Origin of the sequence: Hymenobacter frigidus, assembly GCF_014640435.1 — a bacterium.
GTDB classification, from domain to species: domain Bacteria; phylum Bacteroidota; class Bacteroidia; order Cytophagales; family Hymenobacteraceae; genus Hymenobacter; species Hymenobacter frigidus.
The window spans coordinates 1-18,670 of sequence record NZ_BMGY01000041.1 but is presented as its reverse complement, the minus strand read 5'-3'; the positions used below and the strand labels follow the sequence as shown (position 1 = coordinate 18,670).

Below are 18,670 nucleotides of genomic sequence, written 5' to 3'. Positions count from 1 at the left end.
TACTGTATGACCCAGCTATTTTTTTCTGATTACGACATTACCGAGGCTGTCCCGCCACTCGTCATTTTTGGGGCGGGCGGGTTGGGCCGCGAGATTTTGCTGCTGCTCCAGCAGCTCAACGAAGCCCAGCCTACCTGGCAGGTGCGTGGCTTCTACGACGACCAAGCGCCCAACACGCCCACCGTAGCGGGCCTCCCCTACCTGGGTACCAGCGCCGACCTCAACGCGGTGGCTGAGCCGCTGGCCGTGGTCGTGGCCGTGGGCAGCTCCGCCAGCCGGGCGGCCGTGGTCGCTCGGCTGACTGCGGCCCACCTGAGTTTTCCGCCGCTGGTACACCCCAGGGTAACCCTGCAACCGGCCCAGCGCATCGCAGTCGGCGAGGGCTGCATCATCCAGCAAGGCTGCATTCTGACCTGCGACATCGCCCTGGGGCGTTTCGTGCTGCTCAATCTGGGCTGCACGGTGGGACACGATGCCTCGCTGGGCGATTTCTGCTCCCTCATGCCCCACGCCAACGTGAGCGGCGCGGCCCAACTGGCACAGGGCGTATACCTGGGCACGAATGCCACCGTCATCCAGGGCGTGCGCATTGGGGAACATACCATTGTGGGAGCCGGCGCGGTGGCCGTGCGCGACTTACCCGCCAATATCACCGCTGTGGGCGTACCGGCGAAGCCGGTGCGGAGTTATGAGTTATGAGTCAGGAATTATGAATTGAGCTCATCTCCTCATTCCTAGACTGCTAACTCATAACTCCTGACTCATAATTAATAACTCACCCCATGCGCAGCCAGGATTACGACCGTCTCTACCTCTCTCCCCCCCACCTCGGCCGGCACGAGCTGAACTACGTGCACAAGGCTATTGAGGACAACTGGGTGGCCCCGGCCGGTCCCAACATCACGGGCTTTGAGGCCGACATTTGCGCGGCGGTGGGCGTGCCGCATTGCGTGGCCCTGAACTCGGGCACGGCGGGCATTCACCTGGGGCTGATTTTGCTGGGCGTGGGGCCGGGCGACGAGGTGCTGTGCCCATCGTTCACGTTTGTAGCCACGGCCAATCCCATTGTGTACCTCGGCGCTACGCCCGTATTTGTCGACAGTGAGCCGGACACCTGGAACATCTGCCCCGAGCGCCTGCGCGAAGCCATTCTTGACCGCCTGGCCAAGGGCAAAAAACCCCGGGCGCTCATCCTGGTGCACCTCTACGGCATGCCCGCCCGGCTCCCCGAAATCCTGGCCTTGGCTAAAGAGTTCAACATTCCCATTCTCGAAGACGCGGCCGAAGCCCTGGGTTCGGAATGGGAGCAGCAACCGCTGGGCGGCTTCGGGCAGGTAGGCGTATTCTCGTTTAATGGCAACAAGATTCTGACCACCAGCGGCGGCGGGGCCCTCGTGACCGACAACCAGGCACTGGCCGAAAAAGCCCGCTTCCTGGCCACGCAGGCCAAGGACGATGCGCCCCACTACCAACACTCGGAGCTGGGCTACAACTACCGCCTGAGCAACATCCTGGCCGGCATCGGCCGCGGCCAGATGGAGCTGCTGCCCGAGCGCGTGAAGCGCCGCCGCCAGATTTTTGACTGGTACCGCGAGCACCTCGCCACGGTGCCCGGCCTCACGGTGGCCCTGACCCCGGAGCCTGCCGGCAGCCGCTCCAACCGCTGGCTCACCACCGTCTTGCTCAGCCCGCCTGACCCCGACAATCCCGCTCCCGCCGCCACGCCCGAAACCCTGCGCCGACACCTCGAAACCCGCAACATCGAGAGCCGCCCGCTCTGGAAGCCGCTGCACCTGCAGCCCCTTTTCGCCGCCGCGCCCATGTATGGTGGGGCCGTGTGCGAAGACCTATTTGCCCGGGGCCTATGCCTGCCCAGCGGCACGGCCATGGGAGACGGAGAATTACGCCGCGTGGCCGAAGCGCTGCGTGAAGCATTGTAGCACTACCCGTGCACGGCCCGTCGTATTATGGTCCGATGATGCTTGGGTTACGGTTGCTGAAACCCCATTGAGGCGCTTGCTGACCAGGGTATCTTTGTGCTGTAGAGGAGGAATAAGCCCCGCCGGGCCTGGGTGGGTCAGGCGGGCACTACTCATTCTACGCTATTACTACGTGGGATTCAGCGTGTGCTATTACTACCAGCGTTATAAACAAAACAGCCCCAACTGAGAATTTGGGGCTGTTCTGTTTATAACGCTATCGGAGACGTGCTACTCAAAGAGTACTTATTCCGCAGTGGAAGCCTCTGTGGTAACCGGGGCCGTTGTGGCCTTTTTAGCGGGGGTGCGCTTGGGGACAGCCGCGGCCCGGCGAGCGGTGAGCGGAGCAGCGGCGCGAGGAGCAGCTGCCTTGACCGCCGGAGCCGCGACGGGAGCCAATTTGGTCGCTTGCTTTGCTTCCTTAGCCGTTTGTTTTGCGTCCTGCTTAGCTTGCTTGGCACTTTGCTTGGCTTGCTTGCGACGTTGCTTCACGACTTGCGCGGCCAGCCGCTTCACGGTTTTGGTGATGCTTTTGGGAGCCTTTTCGGTCGAGCCTTCTGCGGTTTCGAAGTAAGGTTGCAGCGCGGTAGCCAACTCGCTGGCTACGGCTTTGCGGGCACGCTTGGCCGTGAGCGGGGTGGGCTGGGGCACGGCGGCCGCTTTGGCCTGCTTGCCCTGCTGCTTGGTGAGCTGTTTGGCCAACTGCCGCAGGGTTTTGGCTACGGCTTTGGGGGGACGACTGGCGTGGGCGGCACCACCGAGGTGGGGGACGACAGCCTCGGCCAGTTGCCCGACGAGAAGCTTCTTGGGAGAATTCATAAACAACAGAGAAATAAACGACAGCCCGCCATTCGACAGGGCCGAAAAGACTAGCGTAGCACCAACAGCAGCACGGCCACCACAACCATGGCGGCCATCGAAACACTGATAATTAAGGTATCGCGCGAAGAGGACGTAGAGGGTTCCATGGGTCAATATTACGCCATCATTACGCGCCAACACTGAAAAAAGGCCCTTTTCCAATGTTATGTTTTTCTGGGATGCAGAGCGGATAACGGTAGAAACGTCCTGAATTATTGGGCTTTGGGGCACCGATTACGCGGGTGCCTGGTGCCCCAACGGCAGTGCGGCTTTGCCCAAAAAAAATTTGAGGACTACGCCGCAGGGCTGAAGCCATGTGCTAAGGGCTAATAATCAAACGTCCCTCAGTAGCCTTGACAAAGCGCACTCCACACACCAGAAGCACTACCTACGTTATGGCGCGAACCTTGCACTTGGCGGCTGCGCGCCCGTCGCTTCCGTCCAGCCGCGCTCCTTTTGCCGTTAAAGGCTCAGTCATTTCTTATTCAACTATGAAACTCCCGCACACCTTCGCCGCCCTCCTGCTGGCATTGCCCCTGGCTGCTACGGCCCAGACTACTCCCCCCAAAACGACCGCCCCAGTGCCTACCACTACCAAAACTACGGCCGGCACGCAGCAGGTAACCGAGGTGACTGAAGACCTGGACCCGGCCACCGGCAAGGTCATCCGACGTACCACTCGCACCACTACGCTCCCGGCGGGCACGCCCATGCCCGGCACGCCCATGCCCGGCACAATTGGCACAACGACGACTAACGCCGGCACAAGCAATACCGACTTGGCCGACGCCAAGGCCAACGATGCCCAGATATCCTCGTTTTTGCGCCGGAAAACTACCGTAGCGACCCTTTCCCCTTCCGCGCTGCTCAGTACTTATCAATCGTTCATCGAGCGGGTGCGCAACGACCGCCAGAACTGGAAGCCCGTCGACTGGGCCAGAGCCGCCGCCGTGATGAGTAGCCTCAACGACCGGTATGAGCAGTTGCGGTCGGGATTTTCGCTCGATGATAAGCTGACCCTTCGCTCGCAGCAAGCCGAGTTTCAGGCCCTGCGCACAGCCCGTCAGATATCTACGCAGGTATCGGATAAGCTGTAAGCAGCCGACTGGCGTCGTAATAAGCGAGTACCTCGAATTGGAAATTCAGGGTACTCGCTTATTACGACGCCAGTGCGTGCGCGAGGTCAGCCAGCAATTCCTCCACCGGCTCAATGCCCACGCTCAGCCGCACTAGGCCCACGGTAATACCCAATCCGGCCCGCTGGGCATCGGTGAGGGCCCGGTGCGAGGTGTAAAGTGGGTGCGAGCACGACGAATCAACGCCCGCCAGCGAAGGCGCGAAGGGAAACAGTTGGCTGCGCTGCATGAAGGAGTTGACCACTGCCGCATCGTCGGGTAGCCGGAACGAGAGCATCCCACCAAAGCGGCCCGCGCCCTGCGTGGTAGCCAGCCCGTGTTCCGGGTGCGTGGGTAAGCCGGGGTAATACACCGCCTGCACGGCGGGATGCTTGTCCAGAAAATCAGCCACGGCCCAGGCGTTTTCGCTATGAGCCGCCACGCGCAGGCGCATGGTTTTGAGGCCGCGCACGCCCAGCCAGCTTTCCATGGGGCTCAGCGTGAGCCCGAATACAGTGCCGATTTGGCGCAGTCGCGCCACGTCTTCGGGGGTGCGGGCCACTACGGCCCCGGCCGTCACGTCGGAGTGCCCGGCCAGGTACTTAGTCACGCTGTGCAGCACGAGGTCGGCCCCGTAGGCCAGCGGCCGGGTGAGCACGGGCGTGGCGAAGGTATTGTCCACCACCAGCTTCAGCCCGTGCTGGTGGCACTCGGTGGCTAGTTGGCGTAAGTTCACCACGCGCAGCAGGGGGTTACTCATGGTTTCGCAGAGCAGCAGCCGGGTGGTGGGCTGCAGATAGGCGCGCAGGTCGCCCAGGTCCTCAAACGGCACGTAGCTCACCGTGATGCCCAACCGCGCCAGCTCCAGGTTCAGCAGCGCCGCGGAGCCGCCGTAGATGTCGGCCGCGCACAGCACGTGGTCGCCGGCCTGGCAGTAGGTGAGCAACGCCGCAAAGATGGCCGCCATGCCCGAGCCCGTGGCCACCGCGCCCACCCCGCCTTCCCAGCGAGCGACAGCAGTGGCCAGCTCGTCGGAATTCGGGTTGCCGTTGCGCGAGTAGAGGTAGCGGCTGCCCGGCTCGTCGAAGTATTGCCGCACGGCGTCGAGGTCTTCAAACTTGAAGACCGACGTTTGGTAGATGGGCGTAATTTTGGGCTGGATATTCGGGAAGTGCATGAGGGGGAATGCGGAGCGTAAAGCGCAAAGGTCGGCACGCGTCCGGCTTTCCGGCTACGTGGGCTGACCAGTCTTGTGGGCCCGGTTTTCACGCCGGAACACCTCCATTAAAACCAGGAAGTACGAGACGAGCAGCGGCCCCACCACCAGCCCGATGATGCCGAAAATTTCCACGCCCAGCACCAGCCCCACCAGCGTAATCAGCGGGTGAATGTTGCCCATGCGCTTAGCCAGCACGATGCGCAGCACGTTATCCACGTTAATAATCAGGATAAACCCCACCAGCAGAATCCCCAGCGCCTGCCCGTTGTGCCCTTGCGAAAACTGGTAGAGCGCCGCCGGCCCCCAGACCAGCGGCGTGCCTAGTACCGGCAGAAACGCCGCAAAAAACGCTACCACACCCCAGAATAACGGGTCGGGTACTGCGAAAAACCACAGCGTGAGGCCCGTCAGAATGCCCTGCACCACCGACACCAGCACTTGCCCCAGCACGTTGGCGCTCACGTTGTTTTTCAACGATTCGCCCAGCTCCTGCAGCGTTTCGCCGCGGAAGGGCAGGTAGCGGTGCAGGCCCAGCAGAAAGAATGTCTCCTGCATGAACATGTAGTACATCGTGAACAGCATCAGGCCCACAATCACCAGGAAATTGAGGGCGCTGCTGGCCAGCGTGGGTAGCCAGCTGCTCACCTTTTGAGCTACTTGCAGCAGCACCTGGCGCACGTTCAGCTGCTCGGTCAGGGTGAAGCCGGTGGCTCTTTCCAGCTTGTGAATCACGCCCATCAGCTGCTCGGGGTTCCGGGCGAAGGCAATCAGCCGGTCGAGCAGCAGCGACGTCAGGGCGTAGAACGGAATCACGAGCACCACCACCGTCACCAGCAGCAGGCCGATGGCCACGAGCCGCCGGTTCCAGCGCCGCCGGTGCACCAGCGCCACCCACCACGGCCGAAACACCACGAACAGGATACCCGCCGCCAGAAACGCCGTGAGGTACTGCGCCAGCCCAAATGCCATCAGGGCCGCCAGGCCCACCAGTGAGGCCACCAGCAGCACGTACCGCTGGCGCGGCGTGTAAATATTTTCGACGGCAACAAATGGGTCGGATGATTTCATAAGGACACGGCAAGTAAGTCTGCGCTCAAAATAACGACACGGCAACCCGCACTTCGGCCCCCGGCACAAAAAAAGCCGCTCCTGCCAAACAGGAGCGGCTTTCAGCCAATCGAAGAGTACGCTGCCGGTTAGGCCACGACACCTTCGGCCAGCACAATCACGTTGTTGCGCAGCACTTCCACCACGCCGCCTTCGATGCGGATGACCTCGCGGCCACTCGCGCCGGTCAGCGTCACATCACCAGCCTTGAGGGTGGCAATCAGCGGGGCATGGTTGTTCAGCACTTCAAACGAGCCATCGGCCCCCGGGAACTGGGCTGCCGTCACTTCGCCTTCAAATACCTTGCGGTCGGGGGTGATGATTTCTAAATGCATTTTTTTGATGAATTGTCAGGCTAAAAAAGAACGTCATGCTGAGCGAAGCCGAAGCATCTCTACTGCGTGAGTAACTAAACTAATTACTCCTGCGGTAGAGATGCTTCGGCTTCGCTCAGCATGACGTTCCGCTTGACGTTCTAAATTACTTGGCTTCGGCAATCAGGCGCTCGCCTTTGGCCACGGCATCCTCGATATTACCCACCAGGTTGAACGCCGCTTCGGGCAGGTGGTCGTGCTTGCCGTCGATGATTTCGTTGAAGCCGCGGATGGTGTCCTTGATGTCAACCAGTACGCCTTTAAGGCCGGTGAACTGCTCGGCCACGAAGAAGGGCTGCGACAGGAAACGCTGCACCCGACGGGCACGGTTTACCACCTGCTTATCCTCTTCCGACAGCTCATCCATACCCAGGATGGCGATAATGTCCTGCAATTCCTTGTAGCGCTGAAGCAGCTCTTTCACGCGCTGGGCGGTGTTGTAGTGCTCGTCGCCGAGAATGTCAGCTGACAGAATGCGCGAGGTGGAGTCCAGCGGGTCAACGGCCGGGTAAATGCCCAGCTCGGCGATTTTGCGGCTCAGTACCGTCGTGGCGTCCAAGTGGGCAAAGGTGTTGGCCGGGGCCGGGTCAGTCAAGTCATCAGCCGGCACATACACGGCCTGCACCGAGGTAATGGAACCGCGCTTGGTCGAGGTGATGCGCTCCTGCATGGCACCCATTTCGGTGGCCAGCGTGGGCTGGTAACCCACGGCCGAAGGCATCCGGCCCAAGAGCGCCGATACTTCCGAACCCGCCTGCGTGAAGCGGAAAATGTTGTCGATGAAGAACAGGATGTCGCGGCCGGCACCGGTGCCGTCACCATCACGGAAGCTCTCGGCAATCGTCAGACCCGACAGGGCCACACGGGCACGGGCTCCGGGGGGCTCGTTCATCTGGCCGAACACGAGGGTAGCCTGCGATTTTTCCATCGCCGCCATGTCCACCTTGCTCAGGTCCCAGCCACCTTCTTCCATCGAATGCTTAAAGGCATCGCCGTACAGAATGATGTTGGACTCGATGAATTCGCGTAGCAAGTCGTTGCCCTCGCGGGTACGCTCGCCCACGCCGGCAAATACCGACAGACCTTCGTAGGCCTTGGCCACGTTGTTGATAAGCTCCTGAATCAGTACGGTTTTGCCTACGCCGGCACCACCGAACAAACCAATCTTACCGCCTTTTACATAAGGCGCCAGCAAGTCGATAACCTTAATGCCGGTGAAGAATACTTCCGACGAAGTTGCCAGCTCTTCAAAGGCCGGGGCGTTGCGGTGAATGGGCAACCGCACGCCGCTCTTGGGCTGCGGAATACCGTCGATGGCCTGACCGATAACGTTGAACAGACGACCTTTCACACCGTCGCCGGTTGGCATCGAAATTGGAGCGCCCAGCGAACGAACCTCGGCGCCGCGGGCCAGGCCCTCGGTCGAGTCCATGGCAATGGTCCGAACCCGGTCCTCGCCCAAATGCTGCTGGCATTCCAGTACCACCACTTGGCCGTTCTCTTTCGTGACTTCGAGCGCGTCGAGGATGTTGGGCAGCTTCGTGTTCTCGCCCGCGAAGCTTACGTCCACGACGGGGCCGATGACCTGGGTGATTTTACCGGTATTCGCCATTGCGTTGTATTATAATGAAGTGATGCTTTTTCAGGCCGCAAAATTACGGCAGAAGCGCGGTTTTTCCAACCCCGCTGTTTCAGGACCAGGCCGACGGGATTATTTTTTTCTATCACGCTTTAGCGCATGAGAATCAGGGGCCAATGCGTGGCAGGCACCTTTACACGGCCTACCGGCCCCATTTTCTTCAGAAAATTTTTATCAAAAGACTTGCCTCGAATTTTTCCAGTAGTACATTTGCAGTCCCAACCAGCGCGTAGCTCACTGGGAAATTGTCCGATGGTGTAACCGGCAACACGCTTGATTTTGATTCAAGAAAGTCCAGGTTCGAGCCCTGGTCGGACAACAACAATGCTCGATTAAACCAAAAGGCGCTGGCTTCTCCAATTTCCGGAGTAGTCAGCGCCTTTCGCTTTTTCCACTCGCGCAGTATGTTTTGGCTGGCTACCCTGGCCCCTGACTTCTTTTTAATCTCAACCGGCCAGCGAAAGCTTGCCACGCCCCTAAAATCAGCACCTTCCCCTATGAAACAGGTCAAAATATTTGCCGGCAGCGCATCCCGAGCCCTGGCCGAAAACATTGCCACCGCCTACGGTACTACGCTCGGCGACCTCAGTCTGCAGCGCTTCGCCGACAATGAGATGGGCCCGAGCTTCAACGAAAGCATTCGCGGCTGCGAGGTATTCCTGGTGCAAAGCACCTTCCCTCCCGCCGAGCACCTCATGGAGCTCATGCTGATGGTGGACGCCGCCAAGCGTGCCTCGGCCCATAAAGTCGTCATCGTGATGCCCTACATGGGCTACGCCCGGCAAGACCGCAAGGACAAGCCCCGCGTGAGCATCGGCGCCAAGGTGGTGGCCAACATCATCCAGAGCGTGGGCACCGACCGCCTGATGACCTGCGACCTGCACGCCGGCCAAATCCAGGGCTTCTTCGATATTCCCGTCGACCACCTCGACGGAGCCACGGTGCTGGCGCCCTACATCAAGTCCCTGAACCTCGAAAACCTGATTTTCGCCTCGCCCGACGTGGGCGGCGTGGTGCGCACCCGCGCCTTCGCCAAGAAGTTTGGGGCCGAAATCGTGGTGTGCGACAAGATGCGCCTGCGGGCCAATGAAATCGCCTCCATGCAGGTGATTGGCGACGTGAAAGGCATGGACGTGGTATTCGTAGACGACATGGTGGACACCGCCGGCACCATCTGCAAAGCCGCCGAGCTGGTGATGGAGCGCGGGGCCCGCTCGGTGCGCGCCGTGGTTACGCACCCCTTGCTCAGCGGCCCGGCTCACGACCGCATTCGGGCCTCGGCCCTCACCGAGCTGATTACGACCGACACCATTCCGCTGCAGCAGGAAAACGAAAAAATCCGGGTGATTTCGCTGGCTCCGCTGTTTGCCGCCGCCATCCGCAACGTGGTAACGCACGAGAGCATCAGCTCGCTGTTCGTGTAATTACCTGTCATTGCGATTGGAGCGGAGTGGAATGCTGGCTTAGCTTTTAATTCCCAATCCCTTCCCGTACCTTTGCGGCCCGTTTGCGACTAACTATGGTGGCAAACGGGCCATTTTTCATCCCCAAAAACCACTTTTATGAAAAGCCTCGAGATTGTAGGGTTTAAAAGAGCGAATCTCGGTAAAACGGACGCCAAGGCATTACGCCTCGACGCTCAAGTACCGTGCGTGTTGTATGGCGGCAAGGACACTGTGCACTTCTCTGTGCCCGCTATCCTGTTCCGCGAATTGTTGTACACGCCGGAGGCTCACATCGTGGACCTGAACGTGGAAGGCACCCTGTACCGCGCCATCGTGCAGGACGCCCAGTTCCACCCCGTGAACGAAATGCTCCTACACGTTGACTTCCTGGAATTGGAAGACGGCAAAGAGGTGAAGATGGACATCCCCGTGAAGTACATCGGCGTATCGCCGGGCGTATTGGCCGGTGGCAAGCTGGCCAGCAAGCTGCGCAAAGTGCGCGTGCGTGCGACCATGGAGAACCTGCCCGATTACGTGGAAGTTGACATCAGCACCATGGAGCTCGGCAAGTCGATTAAGGTAGGTGCCGTAGTTCCCAAGGGCTACACTATCCTGACCAGCGCCGATGCTCCCATCGCCACCATCACCATCCCGCGTGCGCTGAAAGGCGAACTCGCCGGTAACAAGTAAAACCACTGATTTTCGCTGACTAGCCGTGATTTCGCTGATTACGGTAACAGGCAGAAAATTGGACGAAAAAGGCGCTTCCCACGAAGCGCCTTTTTCTTTGTCCTTTCGTCTTCCATCAAAAGGCTTTTTTCTCTCCCCATTTTTTGGCCGTGCATCAGCGAAATCACGGTTAATCAGCAAAAATCAGCGATGAAGTTTCTAATTCTTTGCTTGGGCAATATTGGGCCTGAATACGCCGGTACACGGCACAACATTGGGTTTATGGTGGCCGATTATCTGGCCGCTAAATTCGACGCTCCACGCTTCGAAATCGGCCGCCACGCCTTCACTACCGAATTCAAGCACAAAGGCCACACCTACTCACTGGTGAAGCCTACCACCTACATGAACCTGAGTGGTAAAGCCGCCGCGCACTGGCTGGCTACACTAAAAATCACACCCGAAAACATGCTGGTGGTTACCGATGACCTCGCCCTGCCCTTTGGCAAGCTGCGGCTCAAAGGGCAGGGCTCGGCCGGCGGGCACAACGGGCTGAAGGATATTCAGGCCACGCTAATCAGTGACGTATATGCGCGGCTTCGCTTTGGCGTAGACGCTAATTTTCCCAAGGGCCGGCAGGTTGATTATGTCCTGAATCCGTTTTCGGCCGATGAATTAATTGAATTGCCCACGCGCATTGAAAAAGCCGGCGAAGCCATACTAGCATTTGGTGCAATGGGCTTGGAGCGGGCCATGAACGTGGTAAACATAAAGTAAAGCACCGTCATTACGAGCGCAGCGCGGCGCGGTAATCCGTCCTATTTTCAGCAACTAACCTTGGGTTGTGACAAGTCTTATTATGCAGAAAAGCCCCAAACTCTACACAGAGCTGGGACTTTTTCACATTATCGAGCTCGTCGCTTTGAGCGGCCGGATTGCCGCGCCACGCTGCGCTCGCAATAACACGCTTCCGGGCTACACCACGCCGCTGCCGTTGCGCACCGGTTTGCTGGGCTGCATCAGCGCCAGGCTACCGTCGGCATTCTCGGCCATCAGGAGCATGCCTTGGCTCTGGATTCCTTTGATTTCACGCGGCGCCAGGTTGAGCAACACTTGCACCTGCTGGCCGATAAGGGCTTCGGGAATAAAATGCTCGGCAATGCCGCTCACGATGGTGCGTTGTTCCAGACCCAGGTCAACGGTGAGTTTGAGCAGCTTTTTGGTTTTGGCTACTTTCTCGGCAGTTAGAATGGTACCGATACGTAAGTCCATCTGACCAAAATCATCGAAGGAAATATCTTCTTTGGCGGGCGCAACGGGCGTATTAGCTAGTTGATTTTCCTTTTTGGTATCGAGCAGCTTTTGCACTTGCGCTTCTACAGTAACGTCTTCGATTTTAGCGAATAGCAGCGCCGGCTCACGCAATTCGTGCCCCGCAGCTAACGCATCGGCGCGGCCTGCGCTGGCCCAATTGCCCAACTCCAGGTTGAGCATGGTGGCCAGCTTTTGGGCCGAATCGGGCAAAAAGGGCTCCAGCACCGGGGCCAGGGCCGCCGCAATTTGTAGGGCTACATGCAGCACCGTGCCCGTGCGCACAGCATCGGTCTTGATGAGGTGCCAGGGCTGGGTTTCAGCCAGATATTTATTACCAAGGCGCGCCAGGTTCAACACTTCAGCCAACGCGTCGCGGAATCGGTAATTCTCAATTAACTCACCGATTTTGGCGGGGAATTCAGCTAACTGCGCGAAGGCATCTTGGTCGATGGGCAATAATTCCCCGAGCGCCGGCACTTTGCCCTCAAAAAATTTGTGCGTGAGTACAACCGCGCGGTTCACAAAATTACCAAGCGTGGCAACTAATTCGTTGTTGTTGCGAGCCTGAAAATCCTTCCAGGTGAAGTCGTTGTCTTTGGTTTCGGGGGCGTTGGCGCACAGCACGTAGCGCAGTACGTCACCTTGACCAGGAAAATCAGCCAAGTATTCGTGCAGCCACACGGCCCAGTTGCGCGAGGTGCTGATTTTATCACCTTCCAAATTCAAAAATTCGTTGGCGGGCACGTTATCCGGCAGAATAAATTCGCCGTGCGCTTTCAGCATTACCGGGAAAATAATACAGTGAAATACGATGTTGTCCTTGCCAATGAAATGTACCAGTTTGGAGCCGGCATCCTTCCAATACAATTCCCACTCGTCGGGGAAGGCTTCCTTCGTAGCCGAAATGTAGCCGATTGGGGCATCAAACCACACGTAGAGCACTTTTCCTTCGGCCCCTACTGCGGGCACGGGCACGCCCCAGTCCAGGTCGCGCGTAACGGCGCGGGGGTGCAGGCCCTGGTCAATCCAGGATTTGCACTGGCCGTACACGTTGGTTTTCCAGTCGTTTTTATGGCCTTCAATTATCCATTCGCGCAGCCAGGGCTCGTATTGGTCGAGGGGCAGGAACCAGTGCTTGGTGTCGCGCAGTATCGGATGCGCGCCGCTGAGCATGCTGCGCGGATTAATTAGCTCTGTGGGGCTGAGCGACGTGCCGCAACGCTCACACTGGTCGCCGTAGGCATTTTCGTTGCCGCAATTGGGGCAGGTGCCCACAATGTAGCGGTCGGCCAGAAACTGCTGCGCCTTTTCGTCGAAATACTGCTGGGTTGTTTGCTCAATGAATTTCCCTTCGTTGTTCAGCTTGGTGAAAAACTCGCTGGAAACCTCGGCGTGCGTGGCCGATGACGTGCGCGAATACACGTCGAATGACACATTGAAGTCTTTAAACGAGTCGCGAATGAGGACGTGGTACTTATCCACCACCTGTTGCGGCGTCACGCCTTCTTTTTGAGCCCGGATAGTAATTGGTACCCCGTGCTCGTCGGAACCACAAATAAATTTTACATCGCGTCCCACCGAACGCAGATAGCGCACATAAATATCAGCGGGCAAATAGACCCCTGCCAAATGGCCAATGTGTACCGGACCATTGGCATAAGGCAAAGCAGCGGTAACAGTGTAACGCTTAGGAAGAAGTGACATATGATAAGGAGTAAAAAAGATGCGAACAGGCGCTTAATTACCAGTTGAAAACTGCAATAATTACCGGGCGGCACAAAGGAACAACAAAAAAAAACGCAGAATTAAATCAACAAAAAAACTATGCGAACCGTTTGACACTTAATTCATTTTATATTTGAGCGACTGAATAATTCAGTGTCATTCAAGTACGCCGCATTCGCTCCTTTTCTTACTCTTCACCAGTCAATTTTTTTCAGATGAAAAAACCTGCTTCTCCGAACAAAACCGAAAAGCGTGCGAAACGTACGCCGGAAGAAAAGTCAGCCCGTAAATCGGCCAAGAAAACCAGCCGCGCTACGGCAGACCTGAGTGATGACCGCGCCGACAAAAAGGCCAGCCAGAAAAAGTCGCTCAAATCGGCCGCTAAGCAACTGCAAAAAGAGTTGAACGGCCGCATGAACGAAGTTGTGGCTCGTATCCGCAAAGAAACGAAGGCCAAGCTGAAGGAAGTGGTGAAAGAAGCAACGCGCCGCCTCGATGGCGACACGGAGCGCATGTTTGAGCAGGCCTTGCACACCATTGTGCGCCACTACGATTCCGTTTCGGGCAGTGCTACCAGCGCTGCCGCCGCCATCGGTAACAACGCTGGTAGCAGCTCGGTCAAACCGACTAAAGACCGCAAAAAAGGCCAGACGCTGAATAAGGATGGCACCCCGCGTAAGATTCGTGCTTCCGGCACCGAAACCACAGGAGCCCCGGAAACCAACGCAGCCCCAAAAGCCAGCGGCCGTAAAACCAGCACCGCTGGTACCAAACCTGCTGCAACCGGTGCCCGCCGTGGCCCCAAGCCCGCAGCCACTACGGCCAGCACCACGGCGGCCAGCCGCCGCGGTCCCAAGCCCGGCACACCCGTTACCGGAGCCAAGCGTGGTCCAAAACCCCGCGTACAGGCAACTCCGGCCCCCGTGGCCAACGACGTGATGAACTCGGCTGACAGCGCCAACAACGGCGAGGTAAACGCATAGCTTGCGCGGCCCGACTGGCCGTTGTCACTCATCAACCAAACAGCCCGCTTCGGTTCACCGAGGCGGGCTGTTTGATTACCCGGCTGTTCCAACGCCTGGCGCCTGGCACTAGGGCCGGCGCAGGGTATCGGCCGGCGAGTCGTAGCCGAGGCGGCGGAGGCGGGTTTCCGGCGTGGTGTTGTTAGGGTCGTTGGTGTTGGCATTTTCGATGCGCTTTTGCCGATTTATATCGGCGGCTTGCTCGCCCAGGCGCATGCGGTTGGGCGTGGCATCGGGCACGGCCGAACTGCTACCACTGCCGTTGCTATTGTAGATGGCGCGGCGGTCAGCATCGGTCCGAACTTCGCGGGGCACAGCCGAAGGGTTGGCCGTCTCGGCCGACTGCTCGGAGGCCGTGCACGCGGGTAGCAGCGCGCCGAACAGCAGCAATCGGCACCAGGTTAGGACACGAGAATTATTCATTGCCGATAGTTGATAGTAAGCCGGCCAAATTTGGCCGCTTGCTTCAAACGTGGGCAACGACGCCGTGGTTCGGGGCTACACCAGCGTGCTATGGGCTTTGCTGGGCATAATGCCGTCCCAGAGCACCATGCGCGCCTCCAGGCAACGAATGGTGACCTGCTGGCAGTCCAGCCACCGCTCGGGGTCGTCGGCGCACAGCTCGCGCACCATTTGCTGCGCCAGGGGGGCGTGTACTTCCTCATCAAGCTGAATATGCCGGTCGAGGTAGTAGGTAAACGTATCGAGCTGGCCCGGAAACCGGTCGCGCAGGTCGTTCACTAGCTGGCGAAACATGGCTGGGATGAGGTCTTCACGGCCAAAAGTGAAAGCCGCCGCCACCGAATACGGCTTGCCCGACCGGATGATGCTGAACGTATTTTCAACAAAATGCCGCACTGAATCGGGCGCTTGGGCTGCCTCCAACGCCTGCGCCACGGTGCGGCCGGCACTGATGGCCGCCACCAGCCGGTTGATGGGCCCGGTATCGGCCCCGCACTCCCGCATGGCGCGGAGGTAGAGTTCGAAGTGGCTGGCCGGCTGCCCCTGCGGGTCCACATCAGATTCCTCTTCCAGCACAATTTCGTTGATGAGCCGCCGCGTGGCCGCGTTGGCCGTGGGCACCCAAGGCACTTGCACACAGGTCAAATCCCGTTGCAGCGTCTTCAGCAACGACATGAAATCCCAGACGGCAAAGACGTGGTGCTCCATAAACCGGCGCAGTTCGGACAGCGTCTGCAGCCGGCCATACAGTCCGTTTTCTAGTAGCAGCTGGCGGGCAGCACCTATTTCGGACTGTAAATGGTCAATAGGGTCGGTCAGGGTGGGAGCGAACATGATAATTAAATTATACTTATTTTTCTTAAGCAGTAAAATTAGGTCCCAGCAACTGTTCGAACCACAGAAGGTTCTATTATAAGTGGCGAATAACCAAACTGGTGCATATACAGACCAACGAAAAAGCCCCCTGGCATGGATTGCCAAGGGGCTTTTTTTTATGAATTTTCCCAGAATAACCCAGGACGTTTTATTTTTTCTTTTCAAACGCCAGCGCGTTGCCGTCCATGCAGTAGCGCTGGCCGGTGGGCTTGGGACCATCGTTGAACACGTGGCCGAGGTGGCCACCGCATTTGGCGCACACTATCTCATCGCGGCTCATACCAAAAGTGTTGTCGGAGGCCACTTTCACGCTGGCATTGGTAGCGGGGGCGTAGAAGCTGGGCCAGCCGGTGCCCGACTCAAATTTAGTGTCTGAAGTAAAAAGCAGGTTCCGGTCGGCGGCGCAGTAGTAGTTGCCATCGGCGTGGTTATCGTGGTATTTGCCCGTGAACGGCCGCTCGGTGCCCTGCTCCCGCAGGATGTAGTACTGGTCGGGGGTAAGCTGCTTTTTCCACTCGGCGTTAGTTTTACGCACCGGAAATTCGTCGGGCTTACCGGTCACGACTTGGGGTTGGTAGTAGGTTTTGCCGGCCACGGTGCGGGGCGGGCGGGGGGTATTGGCGGCCACATCGCGCTTCTGCGAGCAGGCCGAATTGAGGGTGAGCGCCGAAACAACGAGAAATAGCAAGGAAAAACGCATGGCGATACAGGGGTTGAATGATAGGTGACCAACATACGGCACTGGGCGGTGGTTCGGTCGGCGGGACAGACGCAAAAATGCTGGGAACCTTACGCCTGACTTAACCGATTTAGGGCGATGGGCTTGGCCTTACCGGAGCCCGGTACAACCGACCGCCCGTTAAGACTGAAGTAGCACAAGGCTTTGCGCCTTTTTGTCCGTACCTTTGCACCCGCAAAAACAACCCATATGGCCAACAACATTCGTAACATTGCCATCATCGCTCACGTTGACCACGGCAAGACTACCCTAGTGGATAAAATTATCCACGCATCCAAGATTTTCGACGCGCACCAGCACTTCGACGACCTAATTCTCGACGACAACCCCTTGGAGCGCGAGCGTGGCATTACCATCGTTTCCAAAAACGTGTCGGTACGCTACAACGGCACCAAAATCAACATCATCGACACCCCTGGTCACGCCGACTTCGGTGGTGAAGTAGAGCGGGTGTTGAAGCTGGCCGACGGCGTATTGCTGCTCGTGGATGCCTTCGAAGGCGCCATGCCGCAGACCCGCTTCGTGCTCGGCAAAGCCATTGCTCTGGGCCTGAAGCCCATTGTGGTGGTGAACAAAGTAGACAAGGAAAACTGCCGTCCCGACGAGGTGCACGAGCAGGTTTTCGACCTCATGTTCAACCTTGGCGCTAGCGAAGACCAGCTTGATTTCGTGACTTTGTACGGTTCCTCGAAGCAGGGCTGGATGAGCACCGACTGGAAGACCAAGACCGATAACCTGATTCCCCTGCTCGACGCGGTTATCTCGTCGATTCCGCCCGCACCGACCTTGGACGGTACGCCCCAGATGCAGATTACCTCGCTCGACTACTCGTCGTTCGTGGGTCGTATCGCCATCGGCCGCGTGCACCGCGGTACGCTGCGTGAGGGCTCCAACATGAGCCTGATGAAGTCTGACGGCAGCGTTAAGAAAGTTAAAATCCGCGAGCTGCACGTCTTCGAAGGCCTCGGCCGGGTGAAGGTGGACGAGGTGAGCAGCGGCGAAATCTGCGCCGTGTCGGGCATCGAAGGCTTCGACATCGGCGACACGCTGGCCGACGCCGACAATCCCGAGCAGTTGGAGCGCATCAGCATCGACGAGCCGACGATGAACATGCTGTTCACCATCAACAACTCGCCGTTTTTTGGCAAGGAGGGCAAGTTTGTGACCTCGCGTCACTTGCGCGACCGTTTGTTCAAAGAAACTGAAAAGAACCTCGCCCTGCGCGTGGAAGCCACCGACAAAGAGGATACCTTCCTCGTGTTCGGCCGCGGCATTCTGCACTTGTCGGTACTCATCGAAACCATGCGCCGCGAAGGCTATGAGCTGCAGGTGGGCCAGCCCCAGGTGCTGTTCAAAGAAAACGAAAACGGCAAGCGCACCGAGCCCATCGAATTGCTGGTGGTGGACGTGCCCGAGGAATCGGCCGGTAAGGTGATTGAGCTGGTGAGCATGCGCAAAGGCGAAATGACCATCATGGAGCCTAAGGGCGACTTGCAGCACTTGGAATTCACCATTCCGTCGCGCGGCCTGATTGGCCTGCGTAACAACGTGCTGACCGCCACCGGCGGCGAAGCCATCATGAACCACCGTTTCATGGACTACGAGGAGCACAAGGGCCACATCCCCGGCCGCATTGCGGGTTCGCTGATTTCGCTGGAAACCGGTGCCGGCACCGCGTACACCATCGACAAGCTGCAGGACCGTGGCTCGTTCTTCGTGGACCCGGGCGAGGAAGTGTACGGCGGCCAGGTTATCGGCGAGCACACCCGCCCGAACGACCTGACGGTGAACATCCAGAAAGGCAAGAAGCTGACCAACATGCGGGCTTCGGGCACGGATGATAACGCCAAGATTGTACCCAAGCGCCAGTTTTCGCTGGAAGAAGCCATGGAATACATCCAGAAGGATGAGTACCTGGAAGTGACGCCGAAGTCGATTCGGATGCGTAAGATTCTGCTCGACGAAAACGAGCGGTTGCGCTACGCCAAGCAGGCCGACTAATTATTCTTTGTTGAATGATTTTGAAGAGGGCGCGGCTTTGGTCGCGCCCTTTTTCATTGAGCCTGTTTAGGGTTTCTCATCAGGGGGTATTTTACGCAGCAAAAGGACCGCAAAAGCCAGAAA

17 protein-coding genes and 1 tRNA gene are annotated in these 18,670 nt (G+C 58.4%); 9 read left to right on the top strand and 9 right to left on the bottom strand.

Annotation, left to right across the window (positions count from 1 at the left end; translation table 11 throughout):
- The first annotated feature begins 6 nt into the window (after window positions 1–6).
- Window positions 7–699, top strand: coding sequence for an acetyltransferase (locus tag IEW17_RS16765; RefSeq protein ID WP_188563216.1), 693 nt, complete (start codon window positions 7–9; stop codon window positions 697–699).
- Between the two features lie 83 nt (window positions 700–782).
- Complete coding sequence (locus tag IEW17_RS16760) at window positions 783–1,940, top strand: DegT/DnrJ/EryC1/StrS family aminotransferase (RefSeq protein ID WP_188563215.1); 1,158 nt, start codon at window positions 783–785, stop codon at window positions 1,938–1,940.
- Between the two features lie 285 nt (window positions 1,941–2,225).
- Here the strand turns inward: IEW17_RS16760 and IEW17_RS16755 are convergent, their stop codons facing one another.
- Entirely contained in the window at window positions 2,226–2,798 is a 573-nt protein-coding gene (locus IEW17_RS16755; RefSeq protein WP_188563214.1) for a hypothetical protein, read from the bottom strand.
- Window positions 2,799–3,331: 533 nt separating this feature from the next.
- Between IEW17_RS16755 and IEW17_RS16750 the strand changes: the two genes are divergently transcribed.
- Complete coding sequence (locus IEW17_RS16750; RefSeq protein ID WP_188563213.1) at window positions 3,332–3,937, top strand: hypothetical protein; 606 nt, start codon at window positions 3,332–3,334, stop codon at window positions 3,935–3,937.
- A 61-nt stretch (window positions 3,938–3,998) separates the two neighbouring features.
- Here IEW17_RS16750 and IEW17_RS16745 read toward each other — a convergent pair whose 3' ends face one another.
- The 4 genes from IEW17_RS16745 to atpD form a co-directional block, all read right to left on the bottom strand.
- The gene (locus tag IEW17_RS16745; RefSeq protein WP_188563212.1) at window positions 3,999–5,132 is read right to left on the bottom strand and encodes a trans-sulfuration enzyme family protein; all 1,134 of its coding nucleotides are present in this window, start codon (window positions 5,130–5,132) and stop codon (window positions 3,999–4,001) included.
- Window positions 5,133–5,186: 54 nt separating this feature from the next.
- Complete coding sequence (locus IEW17_RS16740) at window positions 5,187–6,242, bottom strand: AI-2E family transporter (RefSeq protein ID WP_188563211.1); 1,056 nt, start codon at window positions 6,240–6,242, stop codon at window positions 5,187–5,189.
- A gap of 128 nt (window positions 6,243–6,370) precedes the next feature.
- Window positions 6,371–6,616 (bottom strand): ATP synthase F1 subunit epsilon, encoded by a 246-nt coding sequence (atpC, locus tag IEW17_RS16735; protein ID WP_188563210.1) that lies wholly within the window; start codon window positions 6,614–6,616, stop codon window positions 6,371–6,373.
- Between the two features lie 145 nt (window positions 6,617–6,761).
- Window positions 6,762–8,267, bottom strand: coding sequence for a F0F1 ATP synthase subunit beta (atpD, locus tag IEW17_RS16730; RefSeq protein WP_188563209.1), 1,506 nt, complete (start codon window positions 8,265–8,267; stop codon window positions 6,762–6,764).
- Window positions 8,268–8,540: 273 nt separating this feature from the next.
- Here atpD and IEW17_RS16725 point away from each other — a divergent pair.
- From IEW17_RS16725 to pth, 4 genes are all read left to right on the top strand, one after another.
- Window positions 8,541–8,613: transfer RNA gene (locus IEW17_RS16725), tRNA-Gln, on the top strand.
- Between the two features lie 178 nt (window positions 8,614–8,791).
- A complete protein-coding gene (locus IEW17_RS16720) occupies window positions 8,792–9,718 on the top strand; it encodes a ribose-phosphate pyrophosphokinase (protein WP_188563208.1) in 927 nt (308 codons plus the stop codon).
- Window positions 9,719–9,856: 138 nt separating this feature from the next.
- Window positions 9,857–10,429: a 50S ribosomal protein L25/general stress protein Ctc gene (locus IEW17_RS16715; protein WP_188563207.1), complete on the top strand. Its 573-nt coding sequence runs from the start codon at window positions 9,857–9,859 to the stop codon at window positions 10,427–10,429.
- 189 nt (window positions 10,430–10,618) lie between these two features.
- Window positions 10,619–11,185 carry an aminoacyl-tRNA hydrolase gene (gene pth, locus IEW17_RS16710; RefSeq protein WP_188563206.1) on the top strand — a complete coding sequence of 189 codons (567 nt, stop codon included), beginning with the start codon at window positions 10,619–10,621 and terminating at the stop codon, window positions 11,183–11,185.
- A 198-nt stretch (window positions 11,186–11,383) separates the two neighbouring features.
- Here the strand turns inward: pth and metG are convergent, their stop codons facing one another.
- The gene (gene metG, locus IEW17_RS16705; protein WP_188563205.1) at window positions 11,384–13,426 is read right to left on the bottom strand and encodes a methionine--tRNA ligase; all 2,043 of its coding nucleotides are present in this window, start codon (window positions 13,424–13,426) and stop codon (window positions 11,384–11,386) included.
- 236 nt (window positions 13,427–13,662) lie between these two features.
- On the opposite strand from metG, the gene IEW17_RS16700 reads away from it, so the two are divergent.
- On the top strand, window positions 13,663–14,430 hold the full coding sequence (locus IEW17_RS16700; RefSeq protein WP_188563204.1) for a hypothetical protein: 768 nt from the start codon (window positions 13,663–13,665) through the stop codon (window positions 14,428–14,430).
- Between the two features lie 108 nt (window positions 14,431–14,538).
- Here the strand turns inward: IEW17_RS16700 and IEW17_RS16695 are convergent, their stop codons facing one another.
- The 3 genes from IEW17_RS16695 to msrB form a co-directional block, all read right to left on the bottom strand.
- Window positions 14,539–14,892 (bottom strand): hypothetical protein, encoded by a 354-nt coding sequence (locus tag IEW17_RS16695; RefSeq protein ID WP_188563203.1) that lies wholly within the window; start codon window positions 14,890–14,892, stop codon window positions 14,539–14,541.
- 75 nt (window positions 14,893–14,967) lie between these two features.
- On the bottom strand, window positions 14,968–15,765 hold the full coding sequence (locus IEW17_RS16690) for a DUF3050 domain-containing protein (protein WP_188563202.1): 798 nt from the start codon (window positions 15,763–15,765) through the stop codon (window positions 14,968–14,970).
- 190 nt (window positions 15,766–15,955) lie between these two features.
- Window positions 15,956–16,507 (bottom strand): peptide-methionine (R)-S-oxide reductase MsrB, encoded by a 552-nt coding sequence (msrB, locus tag IEW17_RS16685; protein WP_188563201.1) that lies wholly within the window; start codon window positions 16,505–16,507, stop codon window positions 15,956–15,958.
- A gap of 228 nt (window positions 16,508–16,735) precedes the next feature.
- On the opposite strand from msrB, the gene typA reads away from it, so the two are divergent.
- On the top strand, window positions 16,736–18,547 hold the full coding sequence (typA, locus tag IEW17_RS16680; RefSeq protein ID WP_188563200.1) for a translational GTPase TypA: 1,812 nt from the start codon (window positions 16,736–16,738) through the stop codon (window positions 18,545–18,547).
- The last annotated feature ends 123 nt before the right edge of the window (window positions 18,548–18,670 follow it).